This window comes from Aliiglaciecola sp. LCG003 (assembly GCF_030316135.1).
Classification (GTDB): domain Bacteria; phylum Pseudomonadota; class Gammaproteobacteria; order Enterobacterales; family Alteromonadaceae; genus Aliiglaciecola.
Map to the genome: position 1 here is coordinate 72147 of NZ_CP128185.1, position 25205 is coordinate 97351.

At 43.4% G+C, this 25205-nt stretch carries 20 protein-coding genes; 13 read left to right on the forward strand and 7 right to left on the reverse strand.

The features are described 5' to 3' along the window. The first annotated feature begins 42 nt into the window (after positions 1–42). From QR722_RS00340 to glpG, 5 genes are all read left to right on the forward strand, one after another. The gene (locus QR722_RS00340; RefSeq protein WP_286284754.1) at positions 43–2433 is read left to right on the forward strand and encodes a putative bifunctional diguanylate cyclase/phosphodiesterase; all 2391 of its coding nucleotides are present in this window, start codon (positions 43–45) and stop codon (positions 2431–2433) included. Positions 2434–2559: 126 nt separating this feature from the next. After that, complete coding sequence (locus tag QR722_RS00345) at positions 2560–3756, forward strand: glycine C-acetyltransferase (RefSeq protein WP_286284755.1); 1197 nt, start codon at positions 2560–2562, stop codon at positions 3754–3756. Then, on the forward strand, positions 3753–4775 hold the full coding sequence (gene tdh, locus QR722_RS00350) for an L-threonine 3-dehydrogenase (protein ID WP_286284756.1): 1023 nt from the start codon (positions 3753–3755) through the stop codon (positions 4773–4775). Before QR722_RS00345 ends, tdh begins: the two co-directional genes overlap by 4 nt. Positions 4776–4807: 32 nt before the next feature. Further along, positions 4808–5131, forward strand: a complete 324-nt coding sequence (glpE, locus tag QR722_RS00355) for a thiosulfate sulfurtransferase GlpE (RefSeq protein WP_286284757.1) — start codon at positions 4808–4810, stop codon at positions 5129–5131. Positions 5132–5141: 10 nt separating this feature from the next. After that, positions 5142–5990 carry a rhomboid family intramembrane serine protease GlpG gene (glpG, locus tag QR722_RS00360; RefSeq protein ID WP_286284758.1) on the forward strand — a complete coding sequence of 283 codons (849 nt, stop codon included), beginning with the start codon at positions 5142–5144 and terminating at the stop codon, positions 5988–5990. Here glpG and QR722_RS00365 read toward each other — a convergent pair whose 3' ends face one another. After that, positions 5991–6398 carry a flagellar basal body-associated protein FliL gene (locus tag QR722_RS00365; protein ID WP_502872449.1) on the reverse strand — a complete coding sequence of 136 codons (408 nt, stop codon included), beginning with the start codon at positions 6396–6398 and terminating at the stop codon, positions 5991–5993. It lies immediately after the preceding gene. Between the two features lie 156 nt (positions 6399–6554). Between QR722_RS00365 and QR722_RS00370 the strand changes: the two genes are divergently transcribed. Together QR722_RS00370 and ubiA are read left to right on the forward strand one after the other, a co-directional pair. Continuing rightward, a complete protein-coding gene (locus tag QR722_RS00370; RefSeq protein WP_286284760.1) occupies positions 6555–7127 on the forward strand; it encodes a chorismate--pyruvate lyase family protein in 573 nt (190 codons plus the stop codon). 1 nt (position 7128) lies between these two features. After that, a complete protein-coding gene (gene ubiA / locus QR722_RS00375) occupies positions 7129–7986 on the forward strand; it encodes a 4-hydroxybenzoate octaprenyltransferase (protein ID WP_286284761.1) in 858 nt (285 codons plus the stop codon). Between the two features lie 108 nt (positions 7987–8094). Here the strand turns inward: ubiA and ubiK are convergent, their stop codons facing one another. Further along, positions 8095–8349, reverse strand: a complete 255-nt coding sequence (gene ubiK / locus QR722_RS00380) for a ubiquinone biosynthesis accessory factor UbiK (protein WP_286284762.1) — start codon at positions 8347–8349, stop codon at positions 8095–8097. Positions 8350–8453: 104 nt separating this feature from the next. On the opposite strand from ubiK, the gene rep reads away from it, so the two are divergent. Next, positions 8454–10472, forward strand: a complete 2019-nt coding sequence (rep, locus tag QR722_RS00385; RefSeq protein WP_286284763.1) for a DNA helicase Rep — start codon at positions 8454–8456, stop codon at positions 10470–10472. Here rep and QR722_RS00390 read toward each other — a convergent pair. Beyond that, positions 10443–13076 carry a sensor domain-containing diguanylate cyclase gene (locus tag QR722_RS00390; RefSeq protein WP_286284764.1) on the reverse strand — a complete coding sequence of 878 codons (2634 nt, stop codon included), beginning with the start codon at positions 13074–13076 and terminating at the stop codon, positions 10443–10445. The two genes, rep and QR722_RS00390, sit on opposite strands and share 30 nt — an antisense overlap. A gap of 59 nt (positions 13077–13135) precedes the next feature. After that, positions 13136–13531 (reverse strand): c-type cytochrome, encoded by a 396-nt coding sequence (locus QR722_RS00395; RefSeq protein WP_286284765.1) that lies wholly within the window; start codon positions 13529–13531, stop codon positions 13136–13138. A gap of 228 nt (positions 13532–13759) precedes the next feature. Here QR722_RS00395 and htpX point away from each other — a divergent pair, with 228 nt between their 5' ends. Continuing rightward, entirely contained in the window at positions 13760–14641 is an 882-nt protein-coding gene (htpX, locus tag QR722_RS00400; RefSeq protein ID WP_286284766.1) for a protease HtpX, read from the forward strand. A gap of 21 nt (positions 14642–14662) precedes the next feature. Here the strand turns inward: htpX and QR722_RS00405 are convergent, their stop codons facing one another. The 3 genes from QR722_RS00405 to exaC form a co-directional block, all read right to left on the reverse strand. Further along, a complete protein-coding gene (locus tag QR722_RS00405; RefSeq protein WP_286284767.1) occupies positions 14663–14881 on the reverse strand; it encodes a hypothetical protein in 219 nt (72 codons plus the stop codon). A 53-nt stretch (positions 14882–14934) separates the two neighbouring features. After that, a complete protein-coding gene (locus QR722_RS00410) occupies positions 14935–15198 on the reverse strand; it encodes a hypothetical protein (protein ID WP_286284769.1) in 264 nt (87 codons plus the stop codon). 208 nt (positions 15199–15406) lie between these two features. Next, a complete protein-coding gene (gene exaC, locus QR722_RS00415) occupies positions 15407–16927 on the reverse strand; it encodes an acetaldehyde dehydrogenase ExaC (RefSeq protein WP_286284770.1) in 1521 nt (506 codons plus the stop codon). A gap of 121 nt (positions 16928–17048) precedes the next feature. Between exaC and QR722_RS00420 the strand changes: the two genes are divergently transcribed. The 4 genes from QR722_RS00420 (at position 17049) to QR722_RS00435 (ending at position 24707) form a co-directional block, all read left to right on the forward strand. Beyond that, complete coding sequence (locus QR722_RS00420; RefSeq protein ID WP_286284771.1) at positions 17049–17957, forward strand: AraC family transcriptional regulator; 909 nt, start codon at positions 17049–17051, stop codon at positions 17955–17957. A 220-nt stretch (positions 17958–18177) separates the two neighbouring features. Continuing rightward, entirely contained in the window at positions 18178–19848 is a 1671-nt protein-coding gene (locus QR722_RS00425) for a GH35 family beta-galactosidase (protein WP_286284772.1), read from the forward strand. Between the two features lie 246 nt (positions 19849–20094). After that, the gene (locus QR722_RS00430; RefSeq protein ID WP_286284773.1) at positions 20095–21822 is read left to right on the forward strand and encodes a glycoside hydrolase family 43 protein; all 1728 of its coding nucleotides are present in this window, start codon (positions 20095–20097) and stop codon (positions 21820–21822) included. Positions 21823–21827: 5 nt separating this feature from the next. After that, positions 21828–24707 (forward strand): glycosyl hydrolase 115 family protein, encoded by a 2880-nt coding sequence (locus QR722_RS00435; protein ID WP_286284774.1) that lies wholly within the window; start codon positions 21828–21830, stop codon positions 24705–24707. Positions 24708–25205: the final 498 nt, after the last annotated feature.

Sequence of the window (25205 nt, forward strand, 5' to 3'; positions counted from 1 at the left end):
GTTGTGTTGTTGTTAGTTCTGCTTCTCACGTTAAGCACCGCCATGACCTTACTGTCTTTAAAGAAGATCAATAATGACTTCTTAGTTGAGCAAAATGACATAAAACAACAAACTCAAAGTCAGTACAATCTACTCAATGAAATGCTTCTTAGTCGCTTAGAGTCTTGGGTGGAGCTGTTTGGGCAACTGTACCAAAATGAGCCTGATCAAATACAGGCCTTAGCAGACTCATTTGCCGCTCGTTTCGATTTTTTACAGTTAAATTGGCAAGTAGAGGGCATTTGGTTATTCGACCCCAAGGCCGCTTTGCTTTACAGCACTGAGCCTAATCTAGCGCCGCACATTTTAGCTAATACCGAGCAGGTTTATATTGAACAGCGCTCGAATGCGACGACCTATTGTGAGCAGTATTGTAGCAAAATTTTATCCATACCGATTTTAGATAATACCGGCCAGCTAAATGTTGTCACCTTGAGTGTCGGCCTAGTTGATACTCTGGCATTTTTAAATCAATCGACTAAGGCTACATTAGCGCTGGTGCATTTGCCTGAGGACACAGGCTCCATTTCGGCTAACAGCTTAACGATAAGAGGGCCACTTTCCAAAAAGAATATTGAATTTGTGCGAACGGTCATCAATACAATGCCAGATGAATTGTCCTTCGAATCCCTAGCTGAATATGGCACTAGGGTGGACTTAAATGGGCAAAGCTACTTTATCGTACTAATTCCGATAGTAACGGAGAATGCTAAGTTAGACTATGTTCTATCGGCTCATAATATTACTGACATGATCCAAACCCTGCGCTCGTATCAGCGAAATATTCTGATTACCGCTTCGACGGTATTTATCATTGCCCTGTTTGTTTTTTATATTTTAACCAACAGTGTCAGGCGTCGATTGGTGTCATTGGCTGCTAGGTTACCGCTGTTAGCGCAACGGGATTTTGACGGCTTTAGGCAGCAGGTTAGAATATCCAAGCACCTATTTCGTGATGAACTAGATACTCTGAGTGACTCAGCTTATGAATTAGCAGAACGGCTTGAGCAACTGGATAAGGATGTGTTGGCAAAGACCACAGAGTTGGAAAACATTGCGATGTATGATCAGCTCACCCATTTGCCAAACCGCAACATGCTATTATTCCAGTTAAAGCAAGCCGTACTCAATCTCAAACGTGAGCCCGGTTATGCGGTGGTGCTGATATTCGATCTAGATGATTTTAAAAAGGTTAATGATAGCCATGGTCACACAACCGGCGACCATCTGCTTCAAGAAGCCGCTGCTAGATTTCAAAGTGTAGTTCGGGAAACGGATATTGCCTGTCGATTGGGCGGTGATGAATTTGCTATTTTGCTACAGCATATTGACGATATTAGTGGAGCGATTATCGTCGCTGAAAAACTACTGGAACGTTTCCGCTCACCTATCAATGTAGACAATTCACGCTTCTATGTCTCCACCAGTATTGGGATTGCCTTCACCAATTCATGTGACACTGATGTGGCTGAAATAATCCGCTACGCAGATATTGCTATGTATGATGCAAAAAGCAGTGGTGGCAATGGCTATAAGCTTTACAACGAAGCCATGTCCAAATTGGCTATTGATAAGGTTGCCCTTGAGGATGAAGCCAGAAGTGCACTGATTAATGATCACTTTAGTTTTGCTCTACAACCGCAAATTGAACTCAAAACTGGCAAGTTGGTTGGTTTTGAGGCTTTGCTGCGCTGGAATCATCCGGTTCGAGGAGCGGTGTCGCCGGGTTACTTTATCCCCATCTTAGAAAACACTGAGTTCATGCTTTCCCTCGGCTTTTGGTGTATTGAAAACGCATTTAAATTATTAGATGAATTTCGCTCTCGCGGTTATCCGGATCTCAAAATAGCCATCAACCTAGCTGCTATTCAATTCCTCGATCCTGAGTTAATTCCGTACCTTCAAGAAAAGGTGCGAGAAACGGGATTGTCTGCAGATTTGATAGAGTTGGAGCTCACCGAGCGAACCTTAGTGTCTGATGTGCAAAGAACCACTGAAATAATGCACCAACTGGTCAAGCTAGGATTCATAATTTCCATCGATGATTTTGGGACTGGGTATTCTTCTTTGAGCTATTTAAAAAATATGCCAGCTCATTACATTAAAATTGATCGAGCTTTTGTTGATGGCATGTTGTCTAGTAATGCTGACAAAGAAATTGTCGCTTCGACAGTGACCATGGTGCAAAAACTGAATATGCAGGTGATTGCTGAAGGTATTGAAGAGCAGACCCAAATAGATATGTTATTGGATTTTGATTGCGATATGGCTCAGGGTTATTTCATTGCCAGACCCATATTTCAGCAAGATTTATTTGCCGAACTGAGTGAGCATTATATTGATGGAAATTGGCACTACGGGCCCGCGCATCACGCTGGGCTAAATCAGTCATAATTTACACTGTAAATTAACCCTTACAACAAAGGGAGCATTTTTAATTTCGGCTAGCTGACACTCTAGCGTATTCCCTAAGGCTAAATTCTTTTAAACTATGCATAAATCATCGCGAAAGGGCAAACCATGACTCAATCATTTTATCAACATCTTGATGCGCAATTAGAACAAGTGAAGCAAGATGGACTGTATAAGTCGGAACGTATTATTACTTCAGCACAAAAGGCTGATATTGATGTCGAAAATGGCGGTCACGTATTAAATTTTTGCGCCAACAACTACCTTGGCTTAGCAAACGACCAAGCCTTAATAGAAGCCGCTAAAAACGGACTCGATGAACATGGTTTTGGTATGGCTTCTGTTCGCTTTATCTGCGGTACTCAAGACATTCATAAGCAGTTAGAACAACAAATTAGTCAATTCCTTGGCACCGAAGATACTATTCTATATCCCTCATGTTTTGATGCTAACGGTGGACTATTTGAAACCTTAATGGGTCCAGAAGATGCCATTATTTCGGACGCACTCAACCACGCTAGTATTATTGATGGAATTCGCTTGTGTAAAGCCAAGCGTTATAGATATGCAAACAACAATATGCAAGAACTTGAAAAGCAATTGCAGCAAGCGGATGCCGATGGCGCTCGGTTTAAATTGATTGCAACCGACGGCGTGTTTTCAATGGATGGTGTGATTGCTGATCTGAAAAGCATTTGCGATTTGGCAGAAAAATATAACGCTATGGTGATGGTTGATGATTGTCACGCGACTGGTTTTGTGGGTAAAAATGGTCGCGGCAGTCATGAATACAATGATGTGATGGGTCGGGTAGATATTATTACTGGTACCTTGGGTAAGGCGCTGGGTGGAGCATCCGGTGGATACACCGCAGGCAAGAAGTCAGCCGTTGACTGGTTACGCCAACGCTCACGTCCTTATCTTTTTTCTAATTCAGTTGCACCACCTATAGTGGCAGCCTCCATCAAAGTATTTGAGATGCTTGAAAATGGAAAGGCATTGCGGGAACAGTTGAATCAGAACTCAGCACATTTTCGCCGCCGTATGGAAGAAGCTGGATTTACCTTGTCAGGTAAAGACCATGCGATTATTCCGGTCATGTTAGGTGATGCTAAGTTAGCCAGTCAGATGGCAGAAAAAATGCTACAAAAGGGCATTTACGTGGTTGGATTTTCTTTTCCCGTGGTGCCTAAAGGCCAAGCGCGGATCCGCACGCAAATGTCTGCGGCACATTCAATTGAGCAAGTGGACCTTGCGGTGGATGCATTTATCGAAGTGGGACGTGAATTAAAGGTGATTGGATGAAATCTCTAGCTAAATTATATCCAGAAAAAGGTATTTGGCTGAATGAAGCAAGTATCCCAGAGGTTGGTCACAATGATTTATTGATCAAAATAAACAAAACTGCGATTTGCGGCACAGATATGCATATCTATCAATGGGATGACTGGTCCCAGAAAACCATTCCAGTGCCTATGATTGTCGGCCATGAATATGTTGGTACTGTAGTGGATATGGGACAGGAAGTTCGTGGCTTCAAGCAAGGAGACAGAGTCTCTGGTGAAGGACACATTACCTGCGGTCACTGCCGTAATTGTAGGGCTGGTCGACGTCACCTTTGTCGCAATACTGAGGGTGTTGGCGTAAATCGCCAAGGTGCATTTGCCGAATATTTAGTTATACCTGCTTTCAACGCATTCAAAATTCCAGATAATATAAGTGATGATTTGGCATCTATATTCGACCCTTTTGGTAATGCTGTGCATACGGCGTTGTCTTTTGACTTGGTTGGCGAAGATGTGTTGATAACTGGCGCGGGCCCGATAGGAATTATGGCTGCAGCGGTAGCTAAACATGCCGGAGCACGTTATGTTGTAATCACCGATGTAAATGAGTATCGTCTAGATCTAGCCCGTAAAATGGGGGCAACTCAAGCGGTCAATATCAGCAACAAAAATTTGACCGACGTGATGAAGCAATTAGGTATGACCGAAGGATTTGACGTTGGTCTGGAAATGTCAGGTGTGCCATCGGCATTTCGCGATATGTTAGATAAAATGAACAACGGTGGTAAAGTTGCCATGTTGGGCATTCCACCCAAAGATGTGGCAGTAGATTGGAATCAGGTGATTTTTAAAGGTTTGACTATTAAAGGGATTTACGGTCGTGAAATGTTTGAAACCTGGTACAAAATGGCGAGCCTATTGCAATCTGGATTAGATCTTAGCCCTATCATTACACATCAGTTTAGTGTGGATGATTTTCAACAAGGTTTTGATGTAATGGGCTCAGGCCAATCAGGTAAAGTCATTTTAAACTGGTAATATCCTCCACTAAATAATTGATAGGAAGACCATTGGAACAATTTGAACATATTTCTGTTGAGCAGGCTCAGCTATTGTTGGCAGACAACAAAGCGCGCATGGTAGATATTCGTGACGAGCAATCTTTTACATCAGGTCATGTGGCCGGTGCAGTGCATTTGACCAATGGCTCGCTACAGGGTTTTATGAGCGATACGGATTTCGATGTTCCTGTAATTGTCTGTTGTTATCACGGCATCAGCAGCCAGCAAGCGGCCCAGTTTCTATTGCACCAAGGTTTTGAACAGGTGTATAGCATGGATGGCGGTTTTGAAGCGTGGCGGAGTTCGCAACCTTTTGTAACCGAATCGGAATAGCAAGACCTGTATGGATACTATCGAGCTTGTGGCATTTGCCCATGAGAGTGCCGCGAGACTCCTTATCAGTTTCCTTAAAAGCCACAATATAGAGACTCGCTACGAGTATCATGCCGGTGAGTTTAGCCATCAAGTGGTATTGCTTGATCCTTCCTATGTCCACGATGCAGCATTTTTGGTAAAAGAGTTTGTAGATAATCCTGATGATCCTAAATATCAACAGATAGCGTGGCAGCAGGAAGAGCAGGTCTCTTTGACGAACAAGCACAGCGGCTTACCCAAATTCAATCTTCAAACCATCACTCAAGCGCCATTCATGTGGGCGGTTTTTGTAATTTGCATTTTGGTTTATGGATTATCTCTGTTTGGTGGATATGCCTGGGTTGATAAATACCTAAAAATACTCGAACTTCAACAACTGGTAGACACGGCGCAATGGTGGCGGTTATTTACTCCCGCATTCATTCATTTTTCAGAGTTACATATTATTTTTAACTTACTTTGGTGGTGGTCTCTGGGCCGGGATATTGAAAAGCGCTTTGGCACTAGCACCTTAGTTATCTTATTCGTAGTATCTGCTTTAATATCAAATGTTGGCCAATTGCTGGTCACAGGTCCAGATTTTGGTGGGCTGTCCGGTGTGGTTTACGCCATCATTGGTTTTGTATGGTGGTGTGGTTGGCTGCGTCCGCAGTGGGGATTGGGCTTACCCAAAATGCTAGTGGCCTTTTTGCTATTTTGGTTAGTATTGGGCTACGCAGATTTACTGTGGGTACAAATGGCAAATGCGGCTCATACGCTAGGTTTGGTTAGTGGTTGCGCATTATCACTGTGCTATGCGCATTTCACTAAAAAATAACTACTGACCACCCTGAACGATAAATTTAGTGATAAGAATATCTTTTATCATCGGCTTACCGGTTTCTTTCTCCATCAGCGTGCGCAACGTTTCTAGCGTTACTCGGCGAATATCTTCTCGGCCAGTTAGGGATTTGACCTTATCTTTGGGCTGGCGGCCAATTATCTCAATTATAGTCGCACGCAACAAAGGAGAGTGATGTTCTATCGCTTCGATATAGTCGGCATCCTCTAACATCAACTCAACTGTTGCCCGCACAAACCCAAGCTTAACTGCATTCGGGCCCAAAAAATTAGTCACAATATCGGGCTCTAGGCCGTAATAAGCAAAGTTTGATTGAGCGTGAGCACTGGGCATGACCTGGCCCAACATAATACTGAAAAACACCGCAACTAGCCCTAATCTCATTTCTTAATCCTGTTGCTCTAGTTAATTTAATTTCTATAGTTTAGCAATTATATCCTGTCAGCTTAACAGATTTCACTTTAACTTTAGTCTTGTGTCTTTAGTCTGTGCTTAGCTATTGGTATGATAAAGGATAACTCAACATGACTTATTACTATTTTGACTCATCAGATACAATTTCCAGTCACCATTCCTAATCAATGGAAAGAAATCCCTAAGGTTTGCATTCCTGATCCGCACTTGCGCAACTGGTTATTAGATACAGGCTCTCTCACGGAGCGCTTACAATCCCACTGTAATCATTTCGAATTGACTATAGTAGGTCAACGGCAAATGCAGCCAGAGCTTGAGGAAATGTCTAAACTTTATAATCTAACTGATGAGCATTACGGGCAACCTTGGCAGATCCGTGAAGTCATTTTGTGGGGCAATGGACAACCTTGGGTATTTGCCCGTTCCGTGTTACCCAATGCACTATGTAAAGCGGATTTGGCCGAGTTAGGAGATAAGCCCTTAGGGATGATTATCTTTAACGACCCACGCTTTATTCGGCAACCCTTTCAACTTTTGCAGCTTCCTGAGCAATCTACTTTTCTGCAAAAACTGAATATTAACAAAGTGCAGCCGCTGTGGGGACGCCGTTCAGTGTTCAATTTCAATGCCACTCAATTGATGGTGGCTGAGGTTTTTTTACCTCAATGCCCGGCGTATGCTCAAATGGTGCCTCTTTAGCATGACTAACACTAAACTCAATGCCTACATCCGCTTAATGCGAGCAGACAAACCAATCGGAACCTATTTATTACTTTGGCCAACCATATGGGCGTTGTTAATCGCAGCCCAAGGTATGCCTAATCTGCACATACTCATTGTGTTTGTATTAGGTGTGTTCGTAATGCGCTCAGCCGGTTGTGTTATTAACGACTATGCGGACCGAAAAGTAGATGGAGCTGTAGAGCGCACCTCAAATAGGCCGTTAGTGACCGGGGAAGTGTCAGAAAAAGAAGCACTGTTGTTATTTATAGCACTGATAACAATCGCTTTTATTTTAGTTTTAACCCTCAACATAGAAACAATTATTCTATCTGTTGGGGCACTGGCGTTGGCGATGGTTTACCCATTTATGAAGCGTTATACTCACCTGCCACAAGTGGTGTTGGGTGCTGCTTTTAGTTGGGCCATACCCATGGCATTTATGGCAATACAACAGCAGGTGCCTTGGTGGGCTTGGTTATTGTATTTTGCTAACCTAAGTTGGACCGTGGCTTATGACACCCAATACGCTATGGTTGACCGAGACGATGACATACGCATAGGGGTAAAATCCACCGCGATCTTATTTGGGAATATGGACAAGGTGGCAGTGGCCATCTTTCAACTGGTGGCTTTGGGCCTGCTGGTGGGGCTGGGAGTGTTGCTGAACTTTACATGGCCTTTCTATATGTCGTTGGTTGGCATGGCAGGACTGTTTTTATACCAGTATTGGATAATTAGACATCGAGAAAGATCAGCCTGTTTTAAGGCCTTTCTGAATAATCATTACGGCGGAATGCTTGTCGCTATAGGTTTACTCGTCCATTACTTGATATAACACAAAAAGTTGCAAAGAGGGAGGTAGTCTCTCCCTGAGTTCACTCTGTGGGCCATGGACTCGGTGGCAAACAAAAAGTAACCGTTATTTTTCTCACAATAGAATGCTTTATTCAGATGCTGCAGCCTGATTTTCCAACTGGGCTAATCGTGCTTCTAAGGCTTCTAGCTTTTCTCGTGTTCTGATCAGCACTTGGCTTTGTATATCAAATTCTTCACGACTAACAAAATTCAGACGGCTCAATTGAGATTGCAAAACCTGCTTCACTTTTGCTTCTGCACCTTCTGCCATATTTTTAACCCCAGGAGGGACAGCGTCAGATATTTGTTTAGCAATTTCTTCTAGTTTACGAGGATCAAGCATGATGTTCTTCCAATTTGGTGGCTTGGCTATATTGTAGCGCAAAGACAATAGTAATTACGTCCATTATTTCTTACAATCCCGATCCATTCCATCAGAAAGTAATCATGAAATTAAACGACGGCCAAAATCAAGCAGTTAAATATATCTCGGGGCCCTGCCTAGTGCTAGCGGGAGCGGGTAGTGGTAAGACTCGGGTTATCACTAATAAGATTGCCTATTTGGTTCAGCAGTGCAATATCCCTGCGAGGCAAATTGCTGCGGTAACTTTTACCAACAAAGCTGCCCGGGAAATGAAAGAACGGGTTGGCCAAACCTTAGGTAAAAAAGAAGCCCGTGGCCTAAAAGTATCGACCTTTCATACAATGGGCCTAAATATTATCAAATCTGAATTTCGCAGTATTGGTATTAAAGCTGGCTTTTCACTTTTCGATGACAAAGATAGCTTCGCGTTACTTAAGGATCTCACCCAAGAAACATTAGATGGCGATAAAGAACAAATAAACTTATTACAATCGAGTATTTCTAATTGGAAAAATGATCTGATTTTGCCAGATCAATTACAGAAGCAGGCGCTATCTCCTGGCGAAGTCGAGTTTGCTAAAATTTACCTAGAATATCAAACCCACTTGCGTGCTTATAATGCCTTAGATTTTGATGATCTAATTTTATTGCCAACCATTTTATTACAAACCAATGAGAAGGTCCGTTTGAAGTGGCAGGACAAGATTAAGTACTTATTGGTAGATGAATATCAAGATACTAACACCAGTCAATATGAGTTGGTGCGGATGCTGGTCGGGCAGCGAGCAAGATTTACCGTAGTAGGTGATGATGACCAGTCTATATACTCCTGGCGCGGCGCTAGACCGCAGAATCTTGAGTTATTAAAGCAAGATTTCCCTAGCTTAAAGCTGGTTAAATTGGAGCAGAACTATCGTTCTTCAGGACGAATCTTGCATTGCGCCAATATACTCATTCAAAATAATCCTCATGTGTTTGAGAAAAAGCTCTTTTCGGAATTGGGCTATGGTTCAGAACTTAAAGTGATCATTGCCAAAAACGAAGAACATGAAGCAGAACGCGTGGTGGCAGAGCTACTAGCGCATAAGTTCATGGGCAGTTCTCAGTTTAAAGAATATGCAATCTTATATCGAGGTAATCATCAATCTCGCTTATTTGAGAAAATATTGATGAGTAATCGTATTCCTTACAAAATCAATGGCGGAATGTCTTTCTTTGGTCGTACTGAAGTCAAAGACATCATGGCCTACCTGCGCTTAATGGTAAATCAAGACGATGATAATGCCTTACTGCGCGTGATCAATACACCCACTAGAGGGATTGGTAGAGCCACATTAGAAAAACTAGGTAGTTTTGCAAATCATCTGGGTGTTTCTATTTTCGCTGCGGCTTGCCATCCGCAACTACACAGTGTGTTGTCGGGTAAAGCACTGCACAATATTGAGCAATTTAGCCGCTGGATTGTCGAGTTATCTGATAATGCAGTCCGAGGTGATGGTATTGCGGCGATACGTGAAATGATCAAAACCATGCAATATGAAGAATGGCTTTATGAGTCCAGTACTAGCCCTAAAGCGGCCGAAATGGGCATGGCAAATATCAGCACCTTATTTAAATGGGTGAGTGATATGCTAGAAGGTAACGAATTAGATCCACCCATGACCTTACAAGAGGTAGTAAATCGGCTCATACTGCGAGATATGATGGAGCGTGGTCAAGAAGAAGAAGATGCGGACCAAGTGCAGCTTATGACCTTGCATGCATCGAAGGGATTAGAGTTTCCCTATGTGTTTATGGTAGGAATGGAAGAAGGATTACTACCTCATCAAAGTAGTATTGATGAAGATAATATTGAAGAAGAGCGTCGTTTAACCTACGTGGGAATTACCCGAGCGCAAAAAGAACTATTTTTTACTTTGACCAAAGAGCGGCGTCAATATGGCGAAGTTATCCAGCCAGAGCCTAGTCGTTTTCTGTATGAACTCCCACAAGATGATGTCATTTGGGAGCATAAAAAAGTAAAAGACAGTGCAGAAGCGCGCCAGCAAAAAGGCCAAACCAGTATCGCCAATTTACGAAATATGCTCTCTGGTGGGCAGTGATTGGTTACTCAGAATATCTGCTTTGCTGACAGGCGATTCAAGGTAATGACCCTGGCCGAAAATACAGCCGGCCGCCACTAGTGCATCATACTGTTCTTTATTTTCGATGCCTTCGGCGATCAACTTGAAATCCAGTTGTCCTGAAATAGCCAATACCGAGCGAATCAGATTGTAATTTCGTTTTGAGCGAATAATTGATTTTACAAAGCGATGGTCAATTTTCACGTAATCAAAGGGGTAGGTATATAGATAACTCAATGAAGCCAGACCACTACCAAAATTATCCAACACTAGTAAGACGCCCGCTCTTTTAAGCTTTTTAATTGCTGGCAACATGAACTGTGCGCGTTTATTCAGTTCATTTTCATCAAATTCTAACACTAGGCTCGATGGCTCTACTCGTGCGCTTTGGACTTGCTCTATAATTTGATTTACAAACTTATTTTGTGACAAATGATTGATGGATAGATTAATCGCTATTTTTTGTTGGTTGCTAGGTGAGCCTAAACTTTGCCAGTGCTGCAGCACCTCAAGCGCTTGAGATATGGTGTAATTATCAATCTCTAGGGTCAGCCCACTGTTTTGTGCAACTTTCCAAAATTGTTCGCGCTTGATCCTGCCAAGTGTTGGATGCTGCCATTTGACAAAAAACTCGTGGTACAAGTAGGAGTTGTCGACAAGATTGACTACCGATTGCACCTGACAGTCAAACTCACCTGCTCTGAGGGTTTTGCGTAGCTCATTTTCCAAAGCAAGTTCTTCAAGTAACTTTTTGCGCATACTGGTATCAAACAATATATAGCGTCCACGGCCCATAGCTTTGGCTTGATACATAGCTGCATCAGCATCACGAATCAGTTCATCGGCGTTTTGGTAACCACTTTCAACGTTCGCAATGCCGATACTTGCGCCCGAATACATTTCTTTACCTTCCAGCGTAAAAGGAGCAGAGATCGATTGGATAATACGATTTGCCACTTCTTCAACGTCATTAAAATTATCAAAGCTATCTAATAAAATGACAAATTCGTCGCCACCTAATCTGGCGAGTAAGTCATGGGCACGAACACATTGGCCTATTCTAGTGGCCACCTCGACTAAAAACATGTCGCCCGCATGATGACCAAGACTGTCATTGATCTGTTTAAAGCGGTCCAAGTCGATGAATAGCACCGCGAAGTTGTGCTCTGGGTAACGATTTTTATTCGCCACTGCAAGCTCGAGACGGCTGTTGAACATGACTCTATTGGGGAGGTTTGTCAAAGCATCATGATGGGCATCATGAATTAACTTTAATTCAATTTCCTTTCGCTCTTCAATTTGTTTTTTAAGATACAAATTGGTTTTGTGTAATTCATCAGTGCGTTCACGTACTTTCTGACTAAGCTGTAAGTTGTATTTCTGAATAGATTCAGCAGCGCGTTTACGTTCAATCGCAACAGCGATGTGGTGAGATACAAACTTTAATAACTCAAGGTCTTTAAAGGTGTATTTGGCGTCTTTCCCGTATGTCTGAACAGCGATTACACCTGATATTTCACCTTCTACGATCAGTGGTGAACCTATCCATGAATTCTCATGCTTGATCATATTGTCAGCAGTTGCGCGGTCCAACTCGTTCTGTTCGGCCAACTTCAGCACCCGATTTGCATCAATTAATTCAGCTTTACCGGTGCGTAAAACAAACTCAGTCAGGCCATGTCCCAGGGGACGGGACTCTATATCACTCTCAATCTCATCGCTATAATAAGGAAATTGCAGGTAATCTTTTCGATCGTTGAGAATGCAAACATAACAGTTTGGCGCACTCAATAAACGCGCGAGTATGTCATGTAAGCTAGCATAGAAGTCAGCCATCTCGCCTTCTATTGCCGCAGCTATTTCTGATATCTCGAACAGCGCCTGTTGCAATGATTCTACTTTTTGACGCTCTAAAATTTCGTCTTGCAGCTCGTCATTAATCTCTCTTAGCTGCTTGGTTCTTTCACGAATAGTTTGTTCGGTTAACTCTCGGCTTTTAACTCGATCCAAAGCGTTCACGATATGCTGTGAAACGAATAATAACAGGTCTAAATCATCTTCTTCATAGCGTACTTCATCGTCATAGCTTTGAACGACCATAGCGCCGATCACTCGACTGCCCCGCTTGAGCGGCACGCCAATGAGATCGACTGGGGCTTTGCCAAAAGCTTTAAACTTTAAAGCTTTTGATTGTTCCTGAAAGGTTTCTTCGGTAAGAACTAGATGCTCACCACTACGTAATATGTATCCGGTAATACCATCAATCAGATCTTTAGCCGGAATTTGACTTAAAATTCCTTGATCAAATTCATCAATAAAGTACGGAAACTCGACAAACTCATCGTCGTTCTCAAACAGTGCCACAAAGAAGTTCTGGGCATTCATAAATTGGCCGACGATTTGGTGAATAGCACCATACAATCGCGACAGTTCACTGATTGAACCGGCTAACTCGGAAATATCAAACAAGGCCCGCTGAATTTGCTCGGAGCGTTTATATTTTTCCGTCAATTGCTGTAACTCAGGGATCATCTCCCTGAGTTCTTCAAGTGAAAGTTGGCCAGCGCTAGAGTTGTCTATCAAAAGTTTAGGTCCATACTATGACACCCACTTAGATTGATAAGTGAACTTGATCAACTTGTTTAGATACCTTCAATCATATGTTCAATGGCTAACTTAATTTCGTCATCCGAGCATGAACCACAGGTACCTTTTGGTGGCATTGCGTTGATACCATGTATAGCATTTTGCCAAACGGCATCAAATCCCTTTTCTAAACGAGGGGCCCAATCTGCTGCCACTTGAAATTTTGGTGCGCCTAAAACCCCAGATCCGTGACAAGCAGCGCAACTAGATTTATAGACCTCATCTCCAGAACGTGGACCAGCAGAAGAAGTTGCTGCCTGTGCGCCTGCTACATGTACTGAACCAACTGCTTTGATTCGATTTGCAATTGCGTCTTCAGACATATCTTGCGCTTGTACGGCAAACATCAACAGACTTCCAGCGAATACGCTCAACAATGCTTTTAATTTCACAACTATCTCCAAAGGTCTTAAATTAAATTTGGTAATATCAAAGATATCAAATTATAGCGAGTTATTGATAGTGAACAACAATTTACTTTTGATTAAATAAAAAACAAGGTAAATCGCTAGATTAACTAGGCTTGTGGGTAACTATCGCACTAATTCTTTATCGTGATCTCTTGCACAAAGGCTAAACAATACCATATTAATAGAAATTCATAACATTTGGAGTGATTTATGTTGCGGGTAATGCTTTTTTTGGGCACAAATATTGCGATCATCGCATTGCTTAGTTTGACATTTAGTTTGTTCGGCTTTCAAGGTTTACTGGCTGACAATGGCGTCGATTTAGACTTACAAGCTCTGCTGATATATGCGGTTATCATAGGTTTTAGCGGCGCATTTATTTCATTGTTTTTATCTAAATTTATGGCCAAGCGTGCGATGGGCGTATTTATCATTGAGCAGCCTGCGGATAAAACTCAGCGGTGGTTGGTCGAAACGGTCAAAAGGCAAGCCGAGCAAGTGGGTATAGGCATGCCTGAAGTTGGATTGTTTAACAGTGCTTCGCCTAATGCTTTTGCCACAGGGTGGAACCGCAATAACGCCTTAGTTGCAGTCAGTACCGGCCTGCTAGACCAGATGACCCAAAATGAAGTTGAGGCTGTATTGGCTCACGAAATCAGCCATGTTGCCAATGGTGATATGGTGACCATGACACTGGTTCAAGGGGTGGTGAATACCTTTGTGGTTTTTCTGTCACGGATAATTGGTCATGTGGTAGACCGAGTGGTATTCAAAGTTGAGCGCGGACATGGGCCGGCTTTTTGGATTGTGTCTATTATCGCTGAAGTCATACTCGGCTTTTTGGCCATGATGTTAGTCATGTGGTTTTCACGTTACCGCGAATTTCGCGCTGACCAAGGTGGCGCCCGATTAGCCGGACGACAGAATATGATTGCTGCCTTGGCAAGACTGAAGAGTTTTCAAGGGACACCAGATATGCCAGACGAAATGGCTGCATTTGCTATTAATGCTGGAAAAATTCAGAAGCTTTTTTCAAGTCACCCTCCATTGGAAAAACGCATAGCTGCATTACGTGCAGGAGATAATGGATAAATGTAATACCTGCAATTTTGCCTAAAAAGTAAAACTCTTCTGCAAACGCTTAGTGTTGGCTGCTTTAACACCGCGGGCTTTAGCTAAGGAGCGCAGTTTATCTAGGCGATTTAAAAACTGATTGAATTGCTGATCTCGTTGGGCCTGTTCAGCTTCAGCACTTTTTTGCCGCTGTTGCTGACAGGCTTGATGATTCAGCATGCAAATACTGTTGCGCATTAAAAGTAATTCATCAGTCATGTTGTTCTCCGATTTACCACTGTTTATATATACAGTATAATATCGTATGAAAACTAATCAAGTTTTTTATTTGGCCTACAATGCTGCTTGGCATCTTGCTCTTGTTCGTGTTTCATCAATAGAAAAGTGATGAACATTTTGGTTGGAAGTGACAGTGCTGTGCCTATGGCAACGCAAGCGGAACTAATCAATATACCATTCACCCCCATCTCGGCGATGCGTGGATCAAATAAATGAAAATAGATACCGAGTAATATCAGCAAGATGCCAACTGACATAACAACCTTCAAGAGTCGAATAATCTGTTTGTCCTTCATTTATAAAACCTAGAACTTAAGGGTGAGTGATCAAAGAACCATAGCAGTGTTCAGCTTCAGCGCTATTGATCTGGCTCAGGTTTGCAGGAGATTTCGGCTAAGAGTATATAGCAAGCTTTACCCTAGAGCTGTCAGCAAAGGGGATGCTCATTTAGTTGAGTCGTAAGATACCTAAAATGGGGGCAGGTGCCTGCCCCCTTGGTTAGATTTAGAAGAATCCCATTGGATTGGTATCGTAACTAACCAGCAAGTTTTTGGTTTGCTGATAATGTTCTAGTGCCATCTTATGGGTTTCGCGGCCGACACCTGATTTTTTGTAGCCGCCAAAAGCGGCGTGGGCAGGATACATGTGGTAACAGTTGGTCCACACCCGTCCGGCTTGAATATTGCGACCCATTCGGTAAGCGCGGTTTACATCACGAGTCCACAGACCTGCACCTAAACCAAATTGAGTATCATTGGCCATGGCTAATGCTTCGGCTTCATCTTTAAAGGTGCAGGTGGAGATCACGGGACCAAAAATTTCTTCTTGGAACACCCGCATAGAATTGTTGCCCTTGATTAGCGTTGGCTGGATGTAGTAACCATTGGATAATTCGCCAGTTACATTTTCCGCTTCTCCGCCCATCAAAATTTCCGCGCCTTCATCTCGACCAATCTTCATGTAACTGAGGATTTTGTCGTATTGCTGTTTAGAGGCTTGTGCGCCAACCATTGTCTCGGTATCCAATGGATTGCCTCGCACAATTGCTTGGGAGCGCTCCATCACCATCTCGATGAATTTGGGGTAAATGCTTTCTTGAATCAGTAATCGAGATGGGCAGGTGCAAACTTCCCCTTGATTAAAATAGGCAAGTACTGCGCCTTCAACACATTTACTTAGATAATCATCTTCGTGATTAAACACATCTTCAAAGTAAATATTAGGTGACTTGCCGCCTAATTCTACCGTAGACGGGATAATGTTTTCTGCTGCGCACTTGAGAATGTGTGAACCCACTGGGGTTGAGCCGGTAAAGGCGATTTTAGCAATGCGGGTGCTGGTGGCGAGGGCTTCACCGGCTTCTTTACCATAACCATTGACCACGTTGAGTGCTCCTGCGGGCAATAAATCAGCAATTAATTCTAAGAGAATTAAAATAGATACAGGAGTCTGCTCAGCAGGTTTTAGTATCACGCAATTGCCCGCCGCTAGTGCAGGAGCAAGTTTCCACGCGGCCATTAAAATTGGGAAGTTCCAAGGTATGATCTGTCCGACCACACCCAATGGCTCATGAATATGGTAGGAAAGAGTATGCTCATCCAGCTCAGCCGCCGAGCCCTCTTGGGCCCGCAGGCAGCCGGCAAAGTAGCGGAAATGATCAGCTGCAAGGGGAATGTCCGCCGCTAGGGTTTCCCTTACCGCTTTGCCATTGTCCCAGGTTTCAGCAACGGCAAGCATTTCTAAATTTTGCTCAATCCGATCGGCGATTTTCAGCAATATATTAGATCGCTCTGTTACTGAGGTTTTGCCCCAACTGTCCCTGACTTTATGGGCTGCATCTAAAGCCAAATTGATATCGGCCGCAGCAGAGCGGGGGATTTTACAAAAAGCTTTGCCGTTGACTGGGCTTATGTTGTCAAAATATTCGCCACTGACAGGCGCAACCCATTTTCCGCCAATGAAATTTTCGTATTGTGCTTTAAAGTTTATTAAGGCTCCTTCTGAACCCGGATTAGCATAAATCATCTTTGACCTCTTTCGTTGTTTTTTTGTAAGGTAGATGAAACATAATTGTTAATGCGCTAGTCTGCTTATCTGACAGTTCCAACCATTTGTCTGGCAGTACTTTTTATCTGAGGATAAAACTATGATTAGTGAATCGATCCAAAAGCAACGTAGTCATCCATTGGCCCTTGTCGAGAACAAGACAAGCTTTGCTGCCAGAGACGCCGAATTAAGTATTTATGATACCTTCGAGCAGGCCAAACGGGTTAAGCTCAAATCTGATCAACTGTTGTATTGCGGGATGATAAGTGGCAAAAAAGTAATGCACTTAGATAATGAGAATTATCATAAAGCATTTTTACCCCATGAATCTTTCATCTTGGCTCCGAATCAAGGTGTTGAAATCGACTTTCCAGTAGCCCAGCATCACCAGCCCACAACCTGCCTAGCCATCGAAATATCCAAGGGTAAAATCAATCAGGTAGCGGATCAGCTCAATTACATCGAACCGCTCCCCGCTCACATAGGAGAATGGCACTATGGCAACCAAATGGTTCACACTGCGCATAATTCTGAAACCCAAGCATTATTAAGCCGGATAGTGCATATATTTTCAGAGAATGATCCTGATCGTCGATTCTTAAGTGACTTGGCCGTATCGGAATTAACCGCCAGATTACTCCGTCATCAGACTCGGGAAATGATGCTTGCCTTTAGTCGTTCAGAGCCAGATAGCGATGGTATGAACCGGGCCATACAGCATATTGAACAGACGCTGGATAAGCCTCTTGATGTGGAACAGTTGTGCAAAGTCGCCTTTATGAGTCGGACAAAGTTCTATACACGTTTTAAACAACTAATGGGCTGTAGTCCCTCCATGTTCCAACAGCAGATGCGGATTAAGCGGGCCGAAGATATGCTTAAACAAGGCTATTCGGTTACCCATGTTGCTTACGAAATGGGCTTTATGAACGTCAGTCATTTTAGCCGCTGCTTTAAGCAAATGGTGGGCGTGAGCCCAAGTCATTGCAAGCCTCTTTCCTTGCAGTGATATTTGTAGCTTCAACGTGTTGGCGAAGTAGTCATTTAAAGTAGGTTGGCGGTTATTCACTCAGGTTATATTGAATTCAGGGTATTGATTAATGCAGGAGAGTGATTTACGAATTTTGGTTTGTTACTGATAATTTTTGTTGCTTTGGGGGCGTTATCAAACACTAATGATAGATTGTTTACTAGAACTTGTAGCTTCCATTCTAGTATCAGGACAGGTTATGAACTGGATCAAAAACTCCTTCCAACTATCTCAAATTCTAACCTTTTGTTTCGCTCTGTTATTTTTCTCCCTTGTTGATGCTAAAGATATTCCTCACCTTAAACAACAGGGTAGCACCTTCCAACTGATGGTTGATGGCAAGCCTATGCTGGTGCGTGGCGGTGAATTGGGTAACTCCAGCGCATCAAATTTGCAGTATCTAGGCCAGTATTGGAGTAAGTTTAAAGCTCTCAATATGAACACTGTGGTGGCGCCAGTGTATTGGGACTTAGTCGAGCCAGAAGAAGGTAAATTTGACTTTTCATTGGTTGATGGACTGATTAAAGATGCGCAAAAGCACGATATGAAATTGGTGCTACTGTGGTTTGCTAGTTGGAAAAACAGTATGTCGTCTTATTGTCCTGAGTGGGTCAAAATAGATACAAAACGATTCCCTCGTTCGAGAGATCGTAACGGCCAAGCCTTTGAAATACTATCGCCATTTCACCCTGAAAACTATCAAGCGGATGCTCGCGCTTTTGCATCATTAAGGGCTCACATTAAAAAAGTAGATAAACACCAAGTGGTGATTATGCTGCAACCTGAAAATGAGGTTGGTATGGTCGAGCATGCACGGGATTACAGTGACAAAGCCACTGAATTGTACCACTCGCAGGTACCGCAAAAATTCATCAGCTACTTACTGGAAAATAAGTCTCATCTGACTCCAAAGCTACGCAATGCTTGGGCACTTTCGAATTTTAGAACGAGCGGAAACTGGGTCGAAATATTTGCTGATTCGCCACAAACCGAAGAGTTTTTTATGGCGTGGTACTTTGCCCAGTACACTCACCACGTAGCTCAAGCAGGCAAGCAAGAATATCCTCTGCCGATGTTTGTTAATGCGGCCTTAATCCGGCCTGGCTATCAACCTGGACAATATATTAGTGCTGGCCCTCTGCCGCACCTGATTGATATTTGGCGGGCAGCCGGACCAGCGATAGATTTTATTGCACCGGATATATATTTCCCAAATTTCACCTATTGGACCGAGCGTTATACCCAAAGCGGCAATCCCCTTTTTATACCTGAGGCGTTACGCAACAATGATGCGTCGGTCAATGCGTTATACGCAATAGCCGAGCACAGTGCGATGGGTTTTAGTCCCTTTGGGATTGAATCGATTGAAGAGGTAGCAGGTGCACTACTCAGTCAAAGTTATGATTTGCTCGCGCAACTAGAGCCCTTGATCTTGGCCCATCAAGGTAAACCCACTATGCGCGGTTTTTTACAAATTAGCGATCAGCAAAAAGCACCCCAACAGATTCGTTTAGGCAAGTATGAAATGCAGGTCAAATTTGAATATGCGCCGCCGCCGTCTTTAGCCAATGGTGTAATAAATGAAAGTGGAGATATATCACGAGGTCCGAAGATGCCTTCTGGGGGACTTGTCATTCAGTTATCTGAGAATGAATTTATTTTTGCCGGTATTGGTATCACTATTACCTTTGATTCGCTTATGGCGAATCAACAAGCGGGTATAGTGTCTGCTCAAAGTGGCCGCTTTGAACAGGGTAAGTGGCAAAATTTACTTTGGAACAACGGAGATCAAACCCATCAAGGACGGCATGTGCGAATAGAGCCAGGGCAATTTGGCATCCAGAAGGTTAAGCTCTATCGGTATAATTAATTTCTGCATCTAAGCTATTGGCATGTTAAAGCTGTTGCTATGGTTATAACGATAAACCCGCGCATCAATTATCAAATAAGCACTACACTTGAATTCCATAACAATAAAATAACATTATGTAATAGCCAATTTTGATGTGCGTGGTTTACTTGTTGTTTTGTCACGCCATTTGGTCATAGTCCCAGATAAAATCACGGCCAAAGTGGACATCAAAAACTGCCGATTAAAACATCAAGGAACCTGTTAATGCAGCTAAGAATTGCGATTACCCATTTGTTGTCTATATCTATGCTTTTACTGCTCAGTGCCTGCAGTAAAGCCAATGATCCACAGAAACTAACCCCAAGGGTTACTACTCAGGTTGCTGGCAAAGCCGTATTTGAACGCTTTCGGTATGAGGGTAAAGATCAGATTTTCGAAGCTGAGCTTGCGCCCAATCAATTTCAAAACCCCATTGTTGCCGGTTTTTTCCCTGACCCTAGTATCACCCGCAAAGGGGATGACTTTTATATGGTCCATTCAACCTTTTCCTATGCGCCGGGGGTCCCAATTTTACACAGTACAGATTTGATCAACTGGCAACTAATTGGACATGCGTTATCCCAAGAGTCTCAGTTAGATCTGGAAGGGCAACAAGTGTCTAGAGGCATTTTTGCCCCGACCATTCGCTACCACGATGGCCTATTTTATATGATAACCACGCGGATTGATGGTGGCGGTAACTTTATTGTAACTGCCAAAGACCCTGCTGGTACTTGGTCTGATCCAATCTGGTTACCGGAGATAAACGGAATAGATCCGGATATCTTTTTCGATGATGACGGTAAGGTTTACATCACTCACAATGATGCGCCACAAGGCGAGGTTCTGTATGAAGGGCATCGGGCAATCTGGTTATGGGAGTTTGATTTGGCGGCTAAAAAGGTGGTGGCAGATAGTGGCAGAATGATTATCAACGGTGGTGTCGATTTGTCTAAACAGCCAATTTGGATAGAAGCACCCCATATCTACAAGATCGATGGCTGGTATTATTTGCTATGTGCAGAAGGCGGCACGGCCGACCAGCATTCTGAGGTGGTATTTCGCAGCCGAGATTTGTCTGAGCCATTTATTCCCTACCAAAATAACCCCATATTGACTCAGCGTACATTAGATGAAAATAGGATTAATCCCATCACCACCGCTGGTCATGCTGATCTGATTCAAACCTCGTCCGGCGAATGGTGGGCAGTGTTTTTAGCCACCAGAACCTATGACAAATCGTTTTACAATACAGGGCGGGAAACCTTTCTGTTACCCGTTAGCTGGAAGGATGGTTGGCCGCATATTTGGCCAGAGGATAGCGCTATTCCCTATCGCTTAGATAAACCGGCAGGCTTACCAACCACCCTAGTCAGCCAACCCCTCACCGGAAATTTTGTCTGGCTAGATGAGTTTGACCAGCCCCAACGAGACTTGCAGTGGTTGACCCTGCGAGGCTTTGACACTAGTTGGTATAACATCGAACAGGGCGCTGTGAGTATGACGCCCAAAGGCGTTACATTGATGCAGTTGCAGCAACCCGCGTTGTTGGTGAAAAGGCAGCAGCATATGAGGTATTCTGCATCTACAACACTGCAAGTACCTGCGTCACCGGGCTTTTCAGCGGGATTAGTCGCAATGCAAAACGAACAGTACCTTTATTACCTAGGAATAAAGCGCAGCGGCGCAGGACTTAAGGTTTTTCTAGAGCAAGCGAAAGGCAGTGAAGCCAAGGTGGTATATGAACAAGTCTTGAGCCAGTCTTTGGCTAAATCAATTACCTTTACCATTGAGGGCGACAAGGGTGACATCCGCTTCGCTTACCAACTGGATGATAAAAATAGCGTTGATATTGGCCAAACCTGGGATGGCAAAATATTGAGTACTCAAGTGGCACAGGGTTTTGTCGGCACTATGTTGGGCATTCATAGCCGTTTGGAGAAGGATAAATGAAGTGTATGCAAAAAATTCAGCTAACATTTTTAAGCTTATTTCTATGTTGTGTTAGCAGTCTTGCTTGGGCCAATGATTTAGTCTTATTCAGCTCATCTGGCCAAGACTTTGTGATAAATCAGGCTGATCAAGCAAGCCCTATTTTAATTGATTCGGCCGAGCGCAAAGGGCTGCGGATGGCGGTGGATAACCTGCGCCTAGATCTTGAAAAAGTTACCGGTGAAGCCCCTGAAATAATTAATCAACTGAAAAAAACGCCCTATACCATTATTGTTGGCACCCTTGAAAATAGCGCGACTTTGCAAGCCTTATCGCAAGCAGGGAAACTCGATACAACTGCAATTACTGGGCAATGGGAAGCCTATCAAATTCAAACTGTTCTCAAGCCCTTTGATGGCGTCGAGCAGGCTTTAGTGATCCTAGGTAGTGATATGCGCGGCGCCATTTTTGGCGTATACCAACTGGCAGAGTCTATCGGTGTGTCGCCCTGGTATTGGTGGGCTGATGTGCCCATCGCTCAACATCAAAAATTGTACGTGAAAACCGGAACACGTCTAATAGACTGGCCTAAAGTGCAATACAGAGGCATCTTTCTTAATGACGAAGCGCCGGCACTAACAGGTTGGGTGCAAGAGAAATATGGTAATTATAATAGTGAGTTTTATCAGCAGGTCTTTGAGCTTATGTTGCGGCTCAAAGCGAATTACTTGTGGCCAGCAATGTGGAACAATGCGTTTAACTTAGATGATCCTAACAATCCTCAACTAGCCCACGAAATGGGTATTGTTATGGGCACCTCCCATCACGAACCTATGATGCGAGCAGACAAAGAGTGGAACTGGACCGGAGAGGGAAAATGGGATTATTCGGTTAATCAACAGAATCTCTATCAGTTCTGGCAGCAAGGGGCTGAGCGCCATAAGTCCTTCGACAGCATATTCACTTTGGGGATGCGGGGGCAGCAAGATGAGCCCATGAGTGAGGGCCAGAATATTGCTCTGTTAGAGCGTATCGTTGCTGATCAACGGAGTATTCTACAAGACGTTTTCCAGCAGCAAGATATTAGTCATGTGCCTCAAGTCTGGACGTTATACAAAGAAGTTCAGGGCTATTATGAAAATGGTATGCGAGTACCAGACGACGTTACCTTACTTTGGTCCGATGATAATTGGGGTAACATTCGTCGATTACCCACTGCAGTAGAGCGCAATAGAAGTGGAGGTGCGGGGGTGTACTATCATTTCGACTACGTCGGTGGTCCGCGCTCCTATCGTTGGATCAACTCCACACCCATCCCCAAAATTTGGGAACAGATGAATCTGGCCTATCAATACAATGCCAGAAAAATCTGGATAACCAATGTGGGTGATCTTAAACCTATGGAATTACCCATAGACTTCTTTTTGCAGATGGCCTGGGACCCAGAACAATTCACCGCGCAGTCGTTACCTGATTACCTAGTGTCATGGTCGAAACAGCAATTCGGCGAGCAACATGCTGCTGAGATTGCCACCTTAGTGCATGGTTACGCCAAGCATAACGGTCGTCGTAAGCCTGAGCTGGTGGGACCTAATACCTACAGCCAAATCGTATACCAAGAGGCCGCGCGGGTATCGGTGGAATTAGCTCAGTTAGAAGCACAGGCCGAGAAAATCTCGCAACAATTACCAAGCCATAGCCGCGCGGCATTTTTCCAACTGGTTCTCCATCCAATTCAAGCTAGTCGCATTGTATTTGAATTGAATAACAGTTTGGCGAAAAATCATTTATATGCAGCTCAACAGCGAGCGTCGGCTAATCAGCATGCACAGGCTGCACGAGATTGGTTTAACAAGGACGCTGAGCTGGAAAAGCAATATCACAGTCTGAATAATGGTAAATGGAACCATTTCATGTCACAGCCTCATATTGGCTACACAAACTGGAATAATCCGCCACAAGACAGCATGCCTGTGGTGCACATTAATCAACCCAATGACGTTGCAGATATGGGGGTTGCCATTGAGGGGAGCGCCTATGCTTGGCCACAGACTAGCTCTAACAGCTGGCCCCATAGCAGCAGTATGCAGCTTGATTTTCATCAGTATGGGCAGACTCAACGCTATATTGATGTGTTTAATAAAGGCACCAAACCCTATAGGTTTGAAGCTAAACCTTCCGCCTCATGGATTCAAATTTCCGAACAAAGCGCTGAGGTGGCAATCGAAAAACGCCTAAAAATATCCGTTGACTGGGCCAAACTGAAAGCAGGACATCATCAGGGCAACATCACTATCAAAGGTGCTGCTTGGGGAACGGCTGAGATTAACGTTACGGCGTTTAAATCAAACGGTGAGGCCATATCAGGGTTTGTCGAAGCAGATGGCTATGTGTCAATTGAAGCGGCTAATGTGCAAAAAGTTAAAAATACCGAAAACGCTAGTTGGCAAGAAATCCCATTGCATGGTCGCAGCCAATCTTCTATGTCTGTCTTTATGTCACCTGATACCAGTTTCGGTGAGGCAATCGAGAATGCTCCTTATCTTGAATACGATTTGTATCTGTTCTCAAGGGGAGAGATGAGCTTGACCACATTGTTAGCGCCGAGCTTGAACTTTACCGATGGTGGGGGCTTGAGATTTGCAGTGGCGCTGGATGACAATGCTCCAGTAATAGTGGATGTACTCAAAGATAATAATCATGAAGATTGGCAACAGGCGGTTGAGGATGGCGTTCGTGTGGCAAAAACCAGTTTAAGTGTTGCCCAGCCAGGAGAGCATAAATTGCGTATTTACGGATTAGATCCCGGTATCGTTGTGCAAAAACTAATGTTAGACACAGGGGGGTTAAAACCCAGTTACCTTGGGCCGCCAGAAAGCCAATTTTTAGCGGAAGTAAAAAAATAGCTTTCGTTATTTAATCTAATAACATATTCGCTGATTTGCCATCCTCGGCGATTAAAAACAGATTAGGGGCTTAGCATCCGTTGTTGGCCCCTAAATGCTTTTATAACGCAATCAGCTTGACCTCACATTGCCGAACAAGGTGTCAGTTAACACCTTTGTTAATATTTAGTTAACGGAATAACAATTTAAGTAATAGTCATTCGATTGACCATTAAAAACGCCTGACATACATTCAATACGCTTTGAATAAAGCGCTAGACCGATTTTTTCTGTTTGCAAAAAAGAGCTAGATAATGACATCTGTAAACCTTTGGTTAATAAAATGTTGGTTTTTTTTGAACTTTAGTTGACTCTTATGAATTGATCTTCTAATTTAATGTAAGCGCTTACATTATCACTAACAAATACTAAAGATTTTTATGCGCTTGGTTCGGGCAAACAGAAAATGCGCTATCAAAAATGCACTACTGGACACATTTAAGTAAGTTTTTGGAGAAA